At 70.1% G+C, this 17606-nt stretch carries 14 protein-coding genes and 2 pseudogenes; 8 read left to right on the forward strand and 8 right to left on the reverse strand.

All coding sequences use genetic code 11. The annotated features are described in order from the left end of the window. Positions 1-5 precede the first annotated feature (5 nt). A pseudogene (locus RF645_RS10270) lies at positions 6-1310 on the reverse strand (Mu transposase C-terminal domain-containing protein); the annotation flags it as partial. Next, positions 1195-1783, reverse strand: a pseudogene (locus RF645_RS10275) (recombinase family protein). The pseudogenes RF645_RS10270 and RF645_RS10275, both read right to left, overlap by 116 nt. A 193-nt stretch (positions 1784-1976) precedes the next feature. On the opposite strand from RF645_RS10275, the gene RF645_RS10280 reads away from it, so the two are divergent. From RF645_RS10280 to RF645_RS10295, 4 genes are all read left to right on the forward strand, one after another. Beyond that, positions 1977-2336 (forward strand): helix-turn-helix transcriptional regulator, encoded by a 360-nt coding sequence (locus tag RF645_RS10280; protein WP_006590980.1) that lies wholly within the window; start codon positions 1977-1979, stop codon positions 2334-2336. Beyond that, positions 2333-2935 carry a cadmium resistance transporter gene (locus RF645_RS10285; protein ID WP_016997609.1) on the forward strand — a complete coding sequence of 201 codons (603 nt, stop codon included), beginning with the start codon at positions 2333-2335 and terminating at the stop codon, positions 2933-2935. The genes RF645_RS10280 and RF645_RS10285 overlap by 4 nt, the downstream gene beginning before the upstream one ends. Positions 2936-3018: 83 nt before the next feature. Further along, on the forward strand, positions 3019-3255 hold the full coding sequence (locus RF645_RS10290; RefSeq protein ID WP_137802233.1) for a hypothetical protein: 237 nt from the start codon (positions 3019-3021) through the stop codon (positions 3253-3255). 325 nt (positions 3256-3580) lie between these two features. Then, entirely contained in the window at positions 3581-4981 is a 1401-nt protein-coding gene (locus RF645_RS10295) for an MFS transporter (protein ID WP_058871721.1), read from the forward strand. Between the two features lie 70 nt (positions 4982-5051). Here the strand turns inward: RF645_RS10295 and RF645_RS10300 are convergent, their stop codons facing one another. Next, the gene (locus RF645_RS10300) at positions 5052-6485 is read right to left on the reverse strand and encodes an NAD(P)H-quinone dehydrogenase (protein ID WP_235044729.1); all 1434 of its coding nucleotides are present in this window, start codon (positions 6483-6485) and stop codon (positions 5052-5054) included. 172 nt (positions 6486-6657) lie between these two features. Here RF645_RS10300 and RF645_RS10305 point away from each other — a divergent pair, with 172 nt between their 5' ends. The 4 genes from RF645_RS10305 (at position 6658) to RF645_RS10320 (ending at position 13911) form a co-directional block, all read left to right on the forward strand. After that, positions 6658-9702: an ATP-binding cassette domain-containing protein gene (locus RF645_RS10305; protein WP_006214263.1), complete on the forward strand. Its 3045-nt coding sequence runs from the start codon at positions 6658-6660 to the stop codon at positions 9700-9702. Between the two features lie 262 nt (positions 9703-9964). Then, entirely contained in the window at positions 9965-10801 is an 837-nt protein-coding gene (locus RF645_RS10310; RefSeq protein WP_006214261.1) for a purine-nucleoside phosphorylase, read from the forward strand. Then, positions 10798-12666 (forward strand): phospho-sugar mutase, encoded by a 1869-nt coding sequence (locus tag RF645_RS10315; protein WP_368819042.1) that lies wholly within the window; start codon positions 10798-10800, stop codon positions 12664-12666. The genes RF645_RS10310 and RF645_RS10315 overlap by 4 nt, the downstream gene beginning before the upstream one ends. 156 nt (positions 12667-12822) lie before the next feature. After that, the gene (locus RF645_RS10320) at positions 12823-13911 is read left to right on the forward strand and encodes a hypothetical protein (RefSeq protein ID WP_200860730.1); all 1089 of its coding nucleotides are present in this window, start codon (positions 12823-12825) and stop codon (positions 13909-13911) included. Positions 13912-14136: 225 nt separating this feature from the next. On the opposite strand, the gene RF645_RS10325 is transcribed toward RF645_RS10320, so the two are convergent. From RF645_RS10325 to RF645_RS10345, 5 genes are all read right to left on the reverse strand, one after another. Next, on the reverse strand, positions 14137-14592 hold the full coding sequence (locus RF645_RS10325; RefSeq protein WP_006214256.1) for a hypothetical protein: 456 nt from the start codon (positions 14590-14592) through the stop codon (positions 14137-14139). A 108-nt stretch (positions 14593-14700) separates the two neighbouring features. Continuing rightward, the gene (locus tag RF645_RS10330; RefSeq protein ID WP_006214255.1) at positions 14701-15147 is read right to left on the reverse strand and encodes an anthrone oxygenase family protein; all 447 of its coding nucleotides are present in this window, start codon (positions 15145-15147) and stop codon (positions 14701-14703) included. Continuing rightward, positions 15144-15692, reverse strand: coding sequence for an ester cyclase (locus RF645_RS10335; RefSeq protein WP_024290059.1), 549 nt, complete (start codon positions 15690-15692; stop codon positions 15144-15146). Before RF645_RS10335 ends, RF645_RS10330 begins: the two co-directional genes overlap by 4 nt. A 145-nt stretch (positions 15693-15837) precedes the next feature. Further along, the gene (locus tag RF645_RS10340; RefSeq protein ID WP_368819043.1) at positions 15838-17037 is read right to left on the reverse strand and encodes an FAD-dependent oxidoreductase; all 1200 of its coding nucleotides are present in this window, start codon (positions 17035-17037) and stop codon (positions 15838-15840) included. 5 nt (positions 17038-17042) lie between these two features. Then, positions 17043-17480 carry a hypothetical protein gene (locus tag RF645_RS10345; RefSeq protein WP_368819044.1) on the reverse strand — a complete coding sequence of 146 codons (438 nt, stop codon included), beginning with the start codon at positions 17478-17480 and terminating at the stop codon, positions 17043-17045. Between the last annotated feature and the right edge of the window lie 126 nt (positions 17481-17606).

Below are 17606 nucleotides of genomic sequence, written 5' to 3' on the forward strand. Positions count from 1 at the left end.
ACGAATTCGTCGTGATCGAAGACGCGGATCTCGGTGATGTCGCGGGGGTCGTAGCGGATCACGACCGAGCGTCCGACGTAGCCGGCCAGAGTTGGCGAGACGTAGCGCAGGCCCTGGAAGCGGATGCCATCGCGGCGCACGACGCGGGTCTTGGCGACGGTCAACAGCAGTCTGTCGAGGTCTTCCAGGCTCTCGGGCATTCGGGGCAGCCAGCCATCGGCGATCCACGCGCTGCGCGGGGAGGTTCCGAGCTCGCTGTGCGTGCGGTCGTTGTAGGTGGCCACGAACGCCTCCAGGGCGCTATCGAGGGCGGCCAGGGACAGTTTCGGTGTCGGCCAGGGGTGCCCTTCGGTGATGTGTCCGGGCAGGGTGGCGAGTAGCTCGGTGTTGATGGTGCCGGAGAACCGCTCGATCTTGCCCCGTCCCTGGGGTCGGGCGACGGTGGAGTGGATCAGTCGGATGTGGAGGTCGACGGCGGTGTGGGCGAGCTGGTCACTGGTGAAGTCGCTGCCGTGGTCGACGTAGAGCACGTCGGGCAGGCCGCACATCGGCCAGGCCGGGTCGGTCTTGTGCCAGATCGCTTGGCGCAGCGCCAGGGCGGTGTTCATCGCCGACGGTGCGCCCAGGAAGACTGTGTAGCCGCAGACCGCCCGGGAGCAGTCGTCGATGATCGTTGTCAGCCATGGCCGTGCGGGCTTGCCGTCGGTGCCCACCACCAGGATGTCGAGCATGGTGTGATCGGATTGCCACATCGCGTTGGGCAGCTCTGCTTGCCGGCGTAGCACCAGCTCGTGCTTGTCGCGGTAGGACGCTGCGCCCTCCAGGGCGAGGGTGACCATGCCGGGATCCAGGGTCCGCACGATGTCCCACACCACCGAGTAGGAGGGGACCGGCCACCTCCGGGCGGCGCAGATGCCCGTGACTTTGCGATGGATCGTGGCGATGGCCGGCCGCGGCTTGCCCAGTGCCAGGCCCTCGATCAGGTCGACGAGGTCGGGCGGAAGGCGGCGGGAGCCGGCGTCCGCCCGTGAGGCCGTCTCCAGTCCGGCGTAGCCGTCGGCGCGGTAGCGGGCGTGCCAGCGCTCCAGGGTCCGCAGCCCTACATCGGTCTCGCGAGCTAAGCGCGCGAGGGGCACCTGGTCCTCGACGTGGAGCCTGAGGATTCGCCACCGCGCTCGAACGTCCACGACGCACCTACTGCAAGGCGTTCTCGCGCCCGCGCTCGGCGCGCTGAAGGGCGCGGTAGACCGTGGAGCGGCCCACGCTGAACAGCTCGGCCAGCTCGCCCACGGTGTGCTCGTCGGCAGCATGTAGCTGGACGAGGTGAGCTTCTTGCCGGGTGGTGAGTTTCGGTGACTTCCCGCGCAGCCGGCCCTTGGCCTTGGCGACCTTCATCCCCTCGCGGGTGCGGGCACGGATGAGGTCAGCTTCGAACTCGGCGACCATCGCCAGCACGTTGAACAACAGTTTCCCCATCGGGTCGGTCGGGTCGTACACCGATCCGGCGATGCTCAGCTTCACTTCCCGCGCCGCGAGGTCGTCGGCGATCTGGTGGGCATCACGGACTGAACGCGCCAGCCGATCGAGCTTGGTGACCACGAACGTATCGCCGTCCCGACAGGCAGCCAGCGCCTGCCGCAGGCCCTCACGGTCGGCGTTGCGGCCCGTGATCGCCGTAGATGCGCTTGGGATCGACGCCGAACTCCGCGAGTCCGTTACGCTGCGCGGTCAAGTCCTGCTCGTCGGTGGAGACTCGGGCATAGCCGACCTTCAAGGGGGACATGCTCCCCAGTGTGTCATATAGCCTCCCTTCACCGGACAGTTCACCGGACGGGTCTTACGGGACAGCCCGCCAGGCGTGCCGTCTTTCCTCTCGATAAGTAGCGGTGGTGTCCGGTGAGGGTTCCCCTTACGGGCATGCGATCTGGCCTGACGCCTGTGACCGAGTGTTCAGTGCGCGCTGTATAGTTCAGTCCATGCTGACTATTGCTTCGCGTCTCGACGTGATGAACCGCCTGGGTCGTGCACTGGCCGACCCCACTCGATCCCGGATCATCTTGACCCTGCTCGACCATCCCGCTTACCCGGCGGAACTGGCCCGAGATCTGGACCTGACACGCCCGAACGTGTCCAACCACCTGGCATGCCTGCGCGATTGCGGGATCGTCGTCTCCGAGCCCGAGGGTCGTCGGACACGATATGAGATCGCCGATTCGCACCTGGCGCAGGCGCTGACGGCACTGGTCGATGCCACCCTGGCAGTGGACGAAGACGCCCCGTGCATCGATCCCGCCTGCTCGCTTCCCGGATGCGACGCAGCTGGGGAGGGCGCATGATCCTCACCTCGGTCTTGCAGGCGATGGGCCTGTTCGCAGCGACCAACATCGACGACATCATCGTGCTCTCCCTCTTCTTCGCGCGAGGGGCAGGCCAGCGCGGCACTACCGCCCGCATTCTGGCCGGCCAGTACCTCGGATTCGCCGGCATCCTCGGTGCCGCGGTCCTGGTGACCATCGGTGCCGGAGCATTCCTGCCCTCGGCAGCCATCCCGTACTTCGGTCTCATCCCTCTGGGCCTCGGCCTCTGGGCCGCATGGCAGGCCTGGCGCGGAGACGATGACGACGATGACGACGAGGCCAAGGTTGCCGGCAAGAAGGTCGGCGTGTGGACAGTCGCAGGCGTCACCCTTGCCAACGGCGGCGACAACATCGGCGTCTACACCCCTGTCTTCCTCAGCGTGGAACCTCTCGCAGTAGTCGCCTACTGCATCGTCTTCCTCGCGCTCGTCGCGGTCCTGGTGGCCCTGGCAAAGTTCGTCGCCACCCGCCCCCCGATCGCCGAAGTGCTCGAACGCTGGGAGCACATCCTCTTCCCCATCGTTCTCATCGGCCTCGGCATCGTGATCCTCGTCAGCGGCGGAGCCTTCGGACTCTGACGTAGCGGCAGCGATCCAAACGGCCCCGACCGGGCGCACCCCTCTCGGTTCAGACCGCGACACCTACCTGCAGCCAGTCCTGCGTGATCGCGGCAACAAGACCGCCACGGAGCGCTGCAAAAACCCCGCCACCAAGCGAACGAAGCCACAACAACGCCCGCGTCCATGACGAGGACCGGAAGACCTACGGCGATGAGCAGCACCGGCTGCACCTCCTAGCCGATGCCGGCTGGTACGTCCGCACGGTGGTCGCCGCCGACCTCAAGGATCCGCAGCGCACGGCCGCCTTGCTGTACTGGCTGCGCACGCACCTCGCCTGATCAGCCCTCCTCGCAAGCCCGCGAGCCTGTGCCCTGCGCCTGCATCGGGGGTCGAGATCCCGTTTCCGTGCATCCGCGCCGCCGAGATCCCGCGCAAATGCGGCAGATCGCCGAATCCGCGCACGGAAGCGGGATCTCGACCAGACCTCTGCACGGAAACGGGATCTCGGCGCGCGCGGTGCGGAGAAGCGCTGGCTCGGCCCGCGTGCAGGCGTGCGGGGGCGTGGCGGTCGGCAGACGACCACATAGTGAGACTGAATATCACGATACGGTCACGGCTCAGTAGCCTGTCGGGCGTTCCCGTCACCTCGTGGAAAGCACCGCCATGTCCTCCTCCGCCGAGCCTGCCGCGCCTTCCGCCGCAGCCGTCGACAGCACGCCCCCGGTCAACCGCAGCAAGGTCGTCCTGGCCTCGCTGATCGGCACGACCATCGAGTTCTACGACTTCTACATCTACGCCACCGCCGCCGTGGCGGTCTTCCCCGTCCTGTTCTTCACGGGCGAGAACGACACCGCCAAGCTGCTGGCCTCCATGGCGACCTTCGGCGCCGCGTTCGTGGCCCGCCCCATCGGATCGGTGCTCTTCGGCCACTTCGGCGACCGCGTGGGGCGCAAGGCCACGCTGATCGGCGCGCTGCTGACCATGGGCATCGCCACGTTCCTGATCGGCCTGCTGCCCACGTTCTACGCGATCGGCATCTGGGCGCCGCTGCTGCTGACGATCCTGCGCTTCTGCCAGGGCCTGGGCCTGGGCGGCGAGTGGTCGGGCGCCGCCCTGCTGGCCACGGAGTACGCCGAGGAGGGCAAGCGCGGCCGCGCGGCCATGTGGCCCCAGCTCGGTGCGCCGTTCGGATTCATCCTGGCCAACGGCTTCATGCTGCTGCTGACCATGGCCATGGGCTTCACCTCCGGCGCGGTCGACGGCCTGGACCACGGCTTCCTGGCCTGGGGCTGGCGCGTCCCGTTCCTGGCCTCGATCGTCATGGTGGCCATCGGCCTGTACGTGCGCTTCGCGATCGCGGAGACCCCGGTCTTCCAGCAGGCGCTGGACGCCAAGCAGGATGTGAAGTCCCCGCTGGGCGAGGTCTTCCGCACCTCCTGGCTGCAGATGATCCAGGGCACCTTCATCATGCTGGCCACCTACGTGCTCTTCTACCTGATGACCGCGTGGATCCTCTCCTACGGCATCGGCTCCCCCGACGCCGGCATGCTCGGCATCCCCTACCGCTCGTTCCTGGTGATCCAGCTGATCGCGGTCCTGCTCTTCGCCGGCATGGTCCCGGTCTCCGGCTGGCTGGCGGACCGCTTCGGGCGCCGCTCCTCGCTGCTGGTGATCACGGCCGCCATCGTGGGCTTCGGGCTGATCTTCGGCTGGTTCATCGCCCCGGAGAACCTCGGCACCGGCACGGAGATCAACATCATCCGCCTGCTGTGCTTCCTGGCGCTGGGCATGGCGCTGATGGGTCTCACCTTCGGCTCCATGTCGGCGGTGCTGCCGGAGCTGTTCCCCACGAACGTGCGCTACACGGGCTCGGGCATCGCCTACAACGTGGCCTCGATCCTGGGCGCTGCGCTGACCCCGTTCGTGGCGGTGTGGCTGACCTCCCGCTTCGGCGTCTCGGCGGTGGGCATGTACCTCTCGCTCGCCGCGGTCATCACGTTCATCGCCCTGTGGTGCTCCCCGGAGACCAAGGACGTGGACATGCGCTCCGTCGGGACCCGCTGAATCCGCCGCCGGCACGACGGGGGCCCTGGAGCTGTCAGCTCCAGGGCCCCCGTCGTGCTCGCCGAAGGGCTCACAGGCGCTGGTGCAGGCGACGGGCGGCCTCCGAGATCGTGCCGGACAGCGACGGGTACACGGTGAAGGTCTCCGCCAGGTCATCGACCGTCAGCCCCTTGGACACGGCCACGGACAGCGCGAAGATCAGCTCCGAGGCGCGCGGACCCACGACCACGCCGCCGAGCACCGTGCCGGGGCCCTTGCGGGCGATGACCTTCACGAAGCCGTCGTCCACGGCCATCATCTTGGCCCGCGGGTTGTTCGGCAGCGGGATCTTGTGGACGTCTGCCGCGTAGCGCCCGGAGCGGACATCGCCCTCGGTGATGCCCACGGAGGCGATCTCCGGGGAGGTGAAGATGTTGGAGGCCACGGTGGACAGCCGCAGCGGGCGCACGGCATCCCCCAGGAAGTGCGAGACCGCGATCCGCCCCTGCATGGCCGCCACGGAGGCCAGCGGCAGCTTGCCGGTGCAGTCGCCGGCGGCGTAGATCGACGGCACGGTGGTCCGCGAGACGCCGTCGACCTCGATGTGCCCGGACTCGGAGACGTGCACGCCGGTGTTCTCCAGCCCGAGCCCCTCCGTGTTGGGGACCCCGCCCACGGCCATGAGGCAGTGCGAGGCGGAGATCTTGCGGCCGTCGTTCAGGGTGACCACCACGCCGTCGTCGACGCGCTCCACAGAGGCGGCGCGCGAGCGGGACATGACGTTGAGCCCGCGGCGCTCGAAGACGTTCTCGAGGACCTCGGCGGCGTCGGCGTCCTCGCCGGGCAGCACCTGATCGCGCGAGGAGACCAGGGTGACCTTGGCGCCCAGCCCGTTGTAGGCGGAGGCGAACTCGGCGCCGGTCACGCCCGAGCCGACCACGACCAGGTGCTCGGGCAGGTCCGTCATCGAGTAGAGCTGCGTCCAGTTGAAGATCCGCTCCCCGTCCGGGCGGGCGGAGCCGAGCTCGCGCGGGTGGGCGCCCACGGCGATCAGCACGGCGTCGGCCTCGAGGTCGTACTCCATGCCGTCGGCGGCGACCACGTGCACGGTGCGGTCATCGAGCATCGAGCCGCGGCCCTCGACGATGTGCACGCCGTCGCGCTCCAGCCCGCGGCGGATGTCGCGGGACTGGGTCACGGCCAGGCGCAGCAGCCGGGTGTTGACGACCTCCAGGTCGACCTCGAGCCCGTTGAGGCTGTCGTCGTCGCTGGTCGCCCCGGCCACGTGGACGCCCAGGTCCTGCGCCTCGGTGAAGCGGTTCATGGTGTCCGCCGAGGCGATGAGGGTCTTGGAGGGGACCACATCGGTGAGCACAGCGGAGCCGCCCATGCCCTTGTCCTCGATGATCGTGACGTCCGCACCCAGGGTCCGCGCATGGAGAGCGGCCTCGTAGCCTCCCGGGCCTCCGCCGATGATCACGAGTCGTCTGGTGGGCTTGCGCTGAGAGTCCTGGGATGAGATCACGAGGTCATTGTGCCAAAGACGACGGCGACGCCGGGTTCGCGCGTGAGCGCCCTCACCGCCAGCGACAGGCCCGAGCGGCGTCACAGGTCCCGCACCTGCGCGCATGCCGATATATTCGCGGTCGTGAAGACGGGTGCGGCGCGCCCGTCGATGACGCGACCTGGAAGGCCTCATGCACCCCCTGTCCCTGGACCTCGCAGGTCAGAACCGACAGCTCGACCCCCGGCGCCCGTGGACCGTGGGCTCCTCCCAGTTCGCCGATGTCCGCATCGATCACCCAGGCGTTCAGGACATCCACCTGATCCTGCGGTGGTCCGGGGCCTCCTGGACGATCGAGGACCGCGGCTCGGAGACCGGCACCACGTTCAACGGCTTCCGCCTCCACGCCCACATGGCCGCTCTGCTCGAGTCCCCCGCCCAGATCACCCTGGCCCCGGACACCGGGCGCGGCTTCGTGATCGCCATGACGCCGCAGCGCCCGAGCGCACCGGCGGCCGGGCCGGGTCCGTCGGGCGCGGGTGCCGCGGGCCCCTCGTCGACGACGGCCCCCGGCGCGCGGTCCGCGAGCGCCGCTCAGGCTCCGGGTCAGCAGACGGGGCAGGGGTCGACGCCCGCGGACGCCCAGCAGGCACAGGGGCAGCGCAGCGCCTCGCACCAGGCGCCCGCACCCCAGCCGCAGGCGGCCGATCCGGCCCAGGCGCGTCCCGTCGATCTGCACTCCGAGGACATCCAGCTGGCCTCGGTCGAGCCGACCGTGTTCGCCCTGCCCGTCGAACAGGCCGCCCAGGACCGACGGAACCGCGAGCGCAGCACTGAGCAGAAGCGCCCGGCCCGGGATCAGTCCGGCCCGTCGCTGGATGACATCCACTCCGCCGAGATCCCCGCGGCCTCGGCCGAGCCCACGGTCTTCGCGGTGTCGATGAACCGGGAGCTGGCCCCGCAGAGGGAGCAGGGCCCTGATGCCGAGGACGCCTCGGGCGCGGATCCGGCCGTGCAGATCGAGCAGCGCTCGTGGGTCAACCGCCCCGAGGCCGCAGAGATCCTGCGCGCCCCGGAGGAGGACGCCCAGCTGCGCTCCGGCATGCGCCTGTCGCCGGCGTTCCGGGCCCGTGAGATCGGCGGGACGCTGACCGTCGGACGCGATCCGTCGGCGGACGTGCTGATCGACGGCCTGCTGGTCTCGCGCCGCCACGCCCAGGTCAAGCGCACCGAGCGCGGCTCGATGCTCACCGACCTCGGCTCCACGAACGGCACGTGGGTCAACGGCCAGCGGATCTCCGGGACCGTCGAGCTGCTGCCGGGCGCGCAGGCCGTGATCGGCGGCGTCCCCTTCCGCCAGACCGAGGTCGGCCTGGCGGAGGTCGTGCGCACCGAGGGCAACACCTCGATCATGGTGCAGGACCTGACCTACACGGTCCCCGACCGCAAGAACCCGCGCCAGCGCAAGACGCTGGTCGACGACATCACCCTGGAGATCCCGGACCGGTCGCTGATCGCCGTGATCGGCCCGTCGGGCGCCGGCAAGTCCACGTTCCTGAACTGCATGCTCGGCGACGTCAACCCGGATCAGGGCCGTATCGAATACCACGGTCTGGACATGGCCCAGTTCGGCTCGGCGCTGTCCTCGCAGATCGGCATGGTCCCGCAGGAGGACGTGCTGCACCGCGAGCTGACCGCCCAGCAGGTTCTCGAGTCCACAGCCGCGCTGCGCCTGCCCGAGGACGTCGATCGCAAGTCCCGCAAGGCGCGCATCGCCTCAGTGCTCGATGCCCTGGGCCTCACCGAGCATGCGCGCACCCCCGTCTCGCAGCTCTCCGGCGGCCAGCGCAAGCGCGTCTCGACCGCCATGGAGCTGCTCACGGGCCCGCGCTACCTGTTCCTGGACGAGCCGACCTCCGGACTGGACCCGGACATGGACTTCGAGGTCATGGACCTGCTGCGGCGCATGGCCCACGGCGAGGTCGGCGGCGCGGACGGCTCGACCGTCGTGGTGATCACCCACTCGACCGCGAACCTGGACCTGGCCGACCGAGTCCTGGTCCTGGCCCCGGGCGGCTCGGTGGCCTACTTCGGCGAGCCCGCCGGGATGATGCCGTACTTCGAGCGCTCCCAGGGCCTCGGCCCGCAGGTGCGCGAGGTCTACAAGGGCCTCAAGGACGACCCCGCAAGCGCTGCGGCCGCGTTCCGGCACGAGAACGACGACGACGCCCCCCGCGAGCGCGTCCGCGCCCAGACGCCCACGGCCGCCCCGCATGCGTCGTCGCGACGCGGCCTGTTCCAGCTCTCGGTGCTGCTGCGGCGCCAGATCCAGCTCATGCGCACGGACGCCATGTCGGTGCTGATCACCACGGTGCTGGCGCCTGCGCTGCTGGCCCTCCTCGTGCTGGTGGTGCCCGGCGATCACGGCCTGACCATGCCGGAGTCCACGGACTCCGAGGTCAACCAGCCGCAGATCCTGCTGATCGTCATCCTGCTGGCGGCGGTCGCCCTGGGCCTGTTCCCCGCCTGTCGCACGTTCCTGGACGAGAAGCGGATCTTCCTGCGCGAGGCCCGCACGGGCCTGGGCGTGTGGCCCTACGTGGGCGCCAAGACGCTCGTCACGATCTCCACGTCACTGGTGCAGTCGCTGATCCTGGTGCTGGCCGTGCTCGCGCTGATCCCGAATGAGCCCATGGGTGCCTGGGGGCCCATGTGGCTCGAGCTGTGGATCGTGACGTTCCTGCTGACCATGACCTCGTGGCTGCTGGGCTTCCTGGTCTCGGCCATGGTCTCCCGCTCGGATGTGGCCATGAACGTGGCCTCGCTGCTGGTGGTCGTGCAGCTGATCTTCTGCGGCGGGCTCTTCGCAATGGACGGTGCCACCGACGGCATCTCGCGCGCCGTGCCCACCCGATGGGCGTACGCGGCCATGGGCCAGACGGGCGATCTGAACGAGATCGTGCGCGTGGCCGCGGTGACCCTGCCGCAGGAGGAGGCCAACGCCGATCTGCAGGAGGAGCACGACGAGGCCGCCCAGAAGGCGCGCGATGCCGGGACCCCCGAGCCGCCCGCTCCGCAGATCCCCGAGGTCGATGACTCCAGCGCCGTGCTCGACCCGCTGTGGAAGCGCAGCACGCTGAACTGGTGGGGCTCCACGGGCATCACCGCCGGCTTCGGGATCGCCTTCCTGCTGCTGTCCGTCTTCCTGATCCGCAGGACCAAGCAGCGCAAGCGCTGACACGACTGGCCGTCGCGCCCGTCCCGCCTCGCGGCGGGGCGGGCGCTGCGCTTCTCGGAAGGACCCCGCGAGGTCATCGCGCTGTCGCTGCGAGCTGTCGTCGCGACGGGCACGGATCTGCTTTGCGGCGTCCGAAGCCGCTGGCAGGATGAGTGACGACGAGGGCGTCGACAGCCCGGTCCGTGCACGCACCGGGACGCGGTGCGCCGCAGGCCGGTCGACGCCAGGACGAGCACCGATCCCGCCTCTGGAGGCCCGCACCGTGACGCAGCAGCCCGCATCCGCCGATCCCTTCGCCCAGACCGACCCGTTCGAGCTCGCCCAGCGCGCCGCCCAGGCCCTGCGCGAGCGCACCGGGGTCGAGACCCACGAGATCGCGCTGACCCTGGGCTCCGGCTGGGGCGGAGCCGCCGATCTGCTCGGCGAGACTGTCGCGGAGATCCCCGCCCCGGAGATCCCCGGCTTCTCCAAGCCCGCGCTGGAGGGCCACGTGGGGACGCTGCGCTCGATCCGCCTTGCCGACGGCCGCCACGCGCTGGTCATCGGGGCCCGCACCCACTACTACGAGGGCCGCGGCGTGCGCGCCGTCGTCCACGGCGTGCGCACCGCAGCCGCTGCCGGAGCCTCCACCATGGTGCTCACCAACGGCTGCGGAGGCCTCAACCCGGACTGGGCTCCCGGCACCCCGGTGCTGATCTCGGATCACCTGAATCTCACCGGGCGCTCTCCGCTGGAGGGCGCCACCTTCCAGGACCTGACCGATCTGTACTCCTCGCGCCTGCGCGATCTGGCCCGCACCGTGGATCCCTCGCTGCCGGAGGGCGTCTACGCGCAGTTCCCCGGCCCGCACTACGAGACCCCCGCCGAAGTGCGGATGGCCGGGGTGCTCGGAGCGGACCTGGTGGGCATGTCCACCGCGCTGGAGGCCATTGCCGCCCGCCACGCCGGCCTGGAGGTCCTGGGGCTGTCCCTGGTCACCAATCTGGCCGCCGGCATCCAGCAGACGCCGCTGTCGCACCAGGAGGTCGTGGAGGCAGGACAGGCCGCCGGACCGCGCATCGCCGAGCTGCTCGCGCGCATCGCGGGTGAGATCCGATGAGCGCCGAGCACAATCCCGTCGGCACCGCCGAGGTCCAGGCCGCCGCCGAGGGCGCCAAGCTCCTGCTGGCCGTGCGCGAGTGGATCGAGCAGGATCCGGATCAGAATGATCGCGACGAGCTGCGCGGGCTGCTTGAGCAGGCCCAGGACCCGTCGGCCCCGGAGGATCAGGCGCGGGAGGCCGTGGCCACGCTCGCCGAGCGCTTCAGCGGGACCCTGCAGTTCGGCACGGCCGGTCTGCGGGCCGCGATCGGCGCCGGACCCATGGGGATGAACCGCGCCGTCGTCCAGCGCGCGGCGGCCGGTGTGGCCGCCCACGTGCTGGCCGTGGCCGGAGCCGAGCCGGCGCCGAAGGCCGTGATCGGCTTCGACGCCCGCCACCGCTCGGCGGTCTTCGCCCGCGACACCGCCGCGGTGCTCACCGCCGCCGGGCTGAGCGTCGAGCTCATGCCGCGCCCGCTGCCCACTCCCCTGCTCGCCTGGGCTGTGCGCGATCGCGGCGCGGAGACCGGGATCATGGTCACCGCCTCCCACAATCCGGCCACGGACAACGGCTACAAGGTCTACCTGGGCGGGCGCTGCGTCGAGCCGACCGCCCGCGGCTGCCAGATCGTCCCGCCGCACGACGCCCAGATCGCCGAGCGGATCGAGGCCGTGGGCGATCTGCGCAAGCTGGAGCTGGCCGAATCCGGCTGGCAGATCCTGTCCGAGGACATCGACCGGCAGTACCTCGAGGCCGTCGCCGATCCGGAGGCTGAGCGCAGCAACTCCCCGCGGATCGTGCTCACCGCCATGCACGGCGTCGGCGGCCCCACCGCCCTCGCCGCGCTGGAGCGTGCCGGCTTCGATGACGTCCATCCCGTGGCGGAGCAGTTCGAGCCAGATCCCGAGTTCCCCACCGCGCCGTTCCCGAACCCCGAGGAGCCCGGGGCGCTGTCGCTGGCGCTGGCTCTGGCCCGCAGGCTCGACGCCGATCTGGTGCTGGCCAACGACCCCGACGCCGATCGCTGCGCTGCAGCCGTCCCCGATCCGGCGGATCCCCGCTCCCAGGACGGTTGGCGCGCGCTGAGCGGGGACGAGGTCGGCGCCCTGCTCGGACTGGCGGCCCTGCGCCGCCTGAGCGAGTTGGCCGGCTCCGCCTCTGCCCCGGGCACTGCGCAGGCGGCAGGTCCGGCCGCCTCGGCATCGCCCTCCGAGACGGCGGAGGCGCAGCCGTCCGCGCCGGTCCTGGCGAACTCGATCGTCTCCTCGCGCCTGCTCGGGCGCATGGCCGAGTCCGCCGGGGTCGCCCACCGCGAGACGCTGACCGGCTTCAAGTGGATCGCCCGCGTGCCGGGGCTGGTCTACGGCTACGAGGAAGCGCTGGGCTACTGCACCGCTCCGGAGATCGTGCGCGACAAGGACGGGATCACCGCCGCCGTCGCGATCGCCGAGCTGGCCCGGGCGGCTGCCGCCCAGGGGCGCACCCTGGTCGACGAGCTCGACGACCTCGCCCTGCGCCACGGCCTGCATGCCACGTCGCAGCTGTCGATCCGAGTGTCCGATCTGGAGCTGATCCCGCGGATGATGACGAGGCTGCGCGAGGACCCGCCCCTCGAGCTCGCGGGCTCCGCTGTGGCTTCCGTCGAGGACCTGGCGCACCCGGAGCCGGACTCGGACCTGCTGCCCACCGAGGGCATGCGCCTGCTGAGCGAGGACGGAACCCGAGTCATCGTGCGGCCCTCGGGCACGGAGCCCAAGCTCAAGTGCTATCTCGAGACGGTCATGCAGCTCGAGCACCGAGACGAGCTTCCCGCCGCCCGACGCCGCGCACAGGATCGTCTGGAAGCGCTCACGGAGCAACTGCAGGCGCTGTTCGCCGCCTGAGCCCTTCGGCCCTGCCCGGCAGAACCCCGCGCCTACGCGTCCCCTTGCGCTGCACATCTGTCTCGTGCGGGGCTGCAGAGGAGAACGAGAAAAGCCCCGGGCGCGTGCAGAGCAGAGGCGACACCGGGGCGTTCGACCTCAGGGTAGCATCATCATGTGACCAATGGCGACGCCCTCCCTGACATCCGGCTGGCCATCTCCGCCCCTCGGTTCGCGCCATACCTGCGGGAGGCCGGAGACGACGTGGAAGCGGCCCTCGAGCTCTACAGGTGGAGCGCCGAGATGTCCTCCGCTGCGTACGAGCTCATCGCCCACATCGAGGTGTTCATGCGCAACGCCATCGACCGCGCCCTGGCGCAGCGATACCGGGACGGCGAGTGCGGCATCCCCTGGTTCCTGCGTGAGCCGCCGCTTGATGCCGAGGCGATGCGACGCGTGACGGAGGTCCGCGATCGCCTGCGCTCCCAGCACCGCGAGTCGCGGCACCAGATTGCCGCCGGTCTGTCGTTCGGCTTCTGGGCCGGCATGCTCGGCGCCAAATACGAAGAGCAATGGCGCCTCTCGCTTCATCACGCCTTCCCTGGTGGCAACGGGACTCGCAAGCAAGCGGCCATCCTCGTCGAGGCCATCCGCAAGTTCCGCAATCGCCTTGCCCATCACGACTCAGTGCTCGGGCTGGACATCCCCTTCGAAGTGCAGCGCGTCCACGCGCTGGCGGCGCTGCTCGGGAATGAGCAGGCGGCGTGGCTGCAGGCAACGGATCGAACCACCGACGTCTACGGCAAGCGCCCGGTGACGTCGATCGATACGGTCGTCGTTGCGGCAAGGCATGCATGGCCCCTGTATGAGCAGGAGCGGGCCTATGTATGCCAGGCCGGGCGCTGGTTCCGGCCCGTGGATCGACTTGCCTTCTACTCTGACCAGGAGATCAAGGCTGATGTGCCCTCGATCCGCTGCCGTCGGGACAACGTGCCGTGGACCGAGGAGCACGCGAAGGAGCTGGAGGCAGGCGACAAGGAAGACCGCAAGATCGCCAGGGTGATCCGTGCATCGCGTTGCGAGAGGTGGACGGCTGGCGTGTACCAGGTCTTTCTCCTGACCCGCCCCGGAGACGCCGATCATCGGGTGCTGCCCAACCCTCTTCCCCATCGCGCGACCGGCCGCGGCTCGGCCTTCACACAGCGACAGCGCTATGTCTCGCTTCACGCATTGGAGACGGCTGCCAGTACGGATGACCTGACGTAGGCCATACTTCGCTCCTGCGGCATGGGAGCTCTGAGCGCCTGAAACCACCGAACTCGGCTGTTCCCCAGAGGCACCGACTGACACAGTCATGTCGTGGACGTGACTCTGTTCGATTTCAAGCCCACAATCACCGGCGACCTTGTCGCTCTGCGCCCCATCCAGGCCGAGGACGTGGACGTCACCGATCACCTCATCCGCGCGCACTGACGTGTTGGGCCGGTGCGGCTAGGCCAAGGTACGGGCGGAGGCCGCCGCCGCGTGCGGCTCCGGGCCCGGGCGCAGCAGCCCGATGCCCAGCATGATCAGCCCGAGTGTAAGGAAGGCCGCGCCCACGTAGATCAGGGAGAACAGCCCGTAGGGCTCGGTGGCACCGGGGGCGGCCGAAGACAGGAAGAAGCCGGCGGGCATCAGGATCGCCGAGACGGGCACCGACCAGCGCGCAAGCAGCAGAGCCGCGCCGCGGTAGCGGGTCTGCTCGGTGAGGCAGATCGTGATCAGGCCCAGGATCGCGAGCACGCCGGCGTGGCCGTGCCCCGCCCGGGCGAAGGTCGTCTGGAACTCGGTGGTCTCGCCGGGATCGAGGATCAGCGACAGGCCGTAGTTGCCGCCGAACTCGATGCCGATGATGGCGAGCAGGAGGATGCCGGCCGCCAGGCGGGCACCAGGACGCAGGGGGATCACAGGGGTCCTCTCGAGGGTGTCGTCGTGCAGGGCTGCCCGGAGGCATCGTCATGCAGGAGGTCGTCGTGCAGGGTGCGCAGACGCGGGTTCGGATCGGGCAAGGTGCGATCAGCCGATGGCCACGTGCGCGCAGATCAGGGCGAAGCTGATCAGGAACAGCCACGAGCGCACGCCCTGGAAGATCTCCCAGAGCCGCCGCATGCCGGACCAGGCGCCTGCCCTCGACTCGTCGTCCTGCCAGAAGTGCGTCCGGAAGTTGATCGGCACGTTGACGATGATCGTGGTGACCAGGGCGAAGCCCCACAGCACGGCCGCCAGCACCGGCAGCAGACCGCCGCCTAGGTCGATCGCCCCGGAGATCAGCAGCACGAGCGAGGCCGTCATGAGCACGGGCATGATCCGCCCGAAGGTCTTCACGAGCCCCTTCTCCGCGATCACGTGGTTCTGCCGGTCCAGCTGGCGCAGCACCGGGTGCACGAACGCGTAGGAGCCGAACTCGGCGCAGGCGGTGAAGCCCGGGACGAACAGCCAGAGGAAGGCCAGCCAGGCCGTCATCGGCGCTTCTTCAGGCGGTCGGACAGCCGCGTGCCGAAGGACATGGCGTAGGCCATCGGCTTGGGCATGGAGCCCGAGGGCATCATGCCGATCGACTGGGCCATGCCCATCTGATCGGCCTCCTGCCAGCCCTCGATGATCTGACCCTCATCGGACCAGCGCACGATGCTGATCGAGTCGAACACGACCGGGCGGCCCGTGGCCGGGTAGCCCATGAAGGTGCCGGTGTGGGTGCCGGAGCCGTGGAAGACGACCGTGACGAGGTCGCGCTCGCAGATCATCTCGGTGATCTCCACGTGGAAGTCCGGGACGGCCTCGAACACGCGGTGCATGGCCTGGAACATGCCCTCGTGCCCGGGCGGCAGCCCCTCGCGGATCTGGTCGTGGAAGACGACATCGGGGTGGACGGCGCGCTTGGCATAGTCCCAGTCCTGGCGGTTCCAGGCGTTCTCGAGGTAATCGACCATCAGCATGCGGTTGCGCTCGATGTCGAGTCCGGGCCGCGACGGCTCGGCGGGGGTCGGGGCGGGCTGGGCGTCGGTCATGGTCTCGCGCTCCTCGGGGTCGGGGTGGTCTCGGTGGGGTGGATGGGCTCGGCTGCCTCATCGAGGTCGGGTCGGGCGGCCCGTCGGGGTCCGTCGTCTCGACGACGGCGCCCGACACCCGGTCCTGCTGCTCGGCGGCGGCCCATCAGTGCTCCTGGTGCGCCGCGCTCCGCGGCTGGACGGGGCCCAGCGCCTTGAGCTGGGCCTTGGCATCGGCGGCGAAGATCCGGGGCGTGACGGCCGGGCCGAAGCGCTTGAGGAACTGCGCGTTCAGTGCCGGGCCGATACCGGGGCGGTGCGCCGAGGCGCCGACTCCGCGCGAGGCCCGGGCGATCATGTTGGCCGTGGGCCGGCGGGCGGACTCGTAGGCGCGCAGCGCCTCGGTGATGCCGCGGTCCTGAGCCAGCAGGGAGCCCAGGACCACGCCGTCGCTGAGCGCGGTGCCCGCTCCCTGGCCGAGGTCGAAGGTCATGGCGTGGGCGGCGTCGCCGGCCAGGGTGATGCGGGCGCTGCTCCAGCGCCGCAGCGGCGGCTGATCCATCGTGTCACGGCGGGTGATGACCTCGGTGCGCGAGACCAGCTCGGCGGCCACGGGATCCCACTCGGCCAGCAGCGAGGCCATGGACAGCTGCGAGCCCAGGCTGTCGCCCTCCGGGGAGGGCCCGGAGGGGCGAACGCACCACCACACGATGGTCTCGTCGTCGAGCCAGAAGTGCGCGAAGCGCACCGCCGAGCCGTGCATGATGCGGAACGTCCCGGGCATCGCACCGGTCACCGGGGCCTGGGCCATGCCCCAGAAGTGGGCGTAGCCGGGATGGCGCGGCGGATCCGCGTGGTGCAGGGTCGCCCGCACCGCGGAGTTGATGCCGTCGGCGCCCACCACGGCGTCGAAGCGGTCCTCGGTGCCGTCGGTCAGCACGACCCGCGGCCCGCCTGCGGCGTCGAGGACCTCGCGCACGTTCGTGCCGCGATGGAAAGTCATCTCGGGCGAGCTGTCGGCGATCACATTGACCAGATCGGCGCGCTTGATCGCGATCGGCACGGAGTCGTCGAACTGCCGGCCCTCGGCCACGGTGTCGATCGTGGTGAACTGCTCGCCGCGGGCTCCGGACATCTCGAAGCTGGTGATCGGCGAGCTCACCTCCCGCGCCCGGTCCATGAGCCCCATGCGCTGCAGGGCCATGACCCCGGCGTACCACAGCACATAGCAGCCGCCGTCCCTGGACTCCAGGGTGGGGCGGGCGTCGAAGACGTGCACGTCCCAGCCCCTGCCCTGCAGGGTGCGCGCGGTGGCCAGACCCGCTGGGCCTGCTCCGATGATGGCCAGTCGACGACGTTCCAGCACTGTCCTCACCTCTTAACGGCTGATGCGACGAGCGCTCCGCCCAGGGTCACGAGCCCGGCCGCCAGGGTGACGGCGCCCGCCTGGACGAGGACGTAGAGCTCATTGGGCTCCTCGCGGTTCTCACCGTTCGAGGAGAGGAAGAATCCGGCCGGCATGAGCACGGCCGAGGCCGGCACGGCCCAGCGCGCCACCTGAAGCGCGGGGCCCTTCAGCTCGGTCTGCTCGGCCAGGATGACGGTGACGGCTCCCAGCGTGGCCAGGGATCCGGCGTGGCCGTGGCCCGAGCGCGCGAAGGTGCGCTGGAACTCGGTGCCCTCGGCCTCGCCCCGTGTCAGGGCCAGGACGTAGTTGCCCCCGGCCTCGATTCCGATCGTGGCCAGCAGCAGCAGCCCTTCAGCGGCGCGGGCTCCTCGGCGCAGCGACTTCATGGTGGTCTCCTTCATGGGGTCGTTGACTGTCGGTCGGCTCGTCGAGCCGGTATCGGCGACGACGTGCGAGGCGGAGGCACAGGCATCCGGTCTCATCACATCAGCCCTGGTCGGCTGGGTCTATGGGGATTCCGTCGACTC

Origin of the sequence: Kocuria sp. CPCC 205260 (assembly GCF_040981045.1) — a bacterium.
Taxonomy (GTDB): Bacteria; Actinomycetota; Actinomycetes; order Actinomycetales; family Micrococcaceae; genus Kocuria; species Kocuria palustris.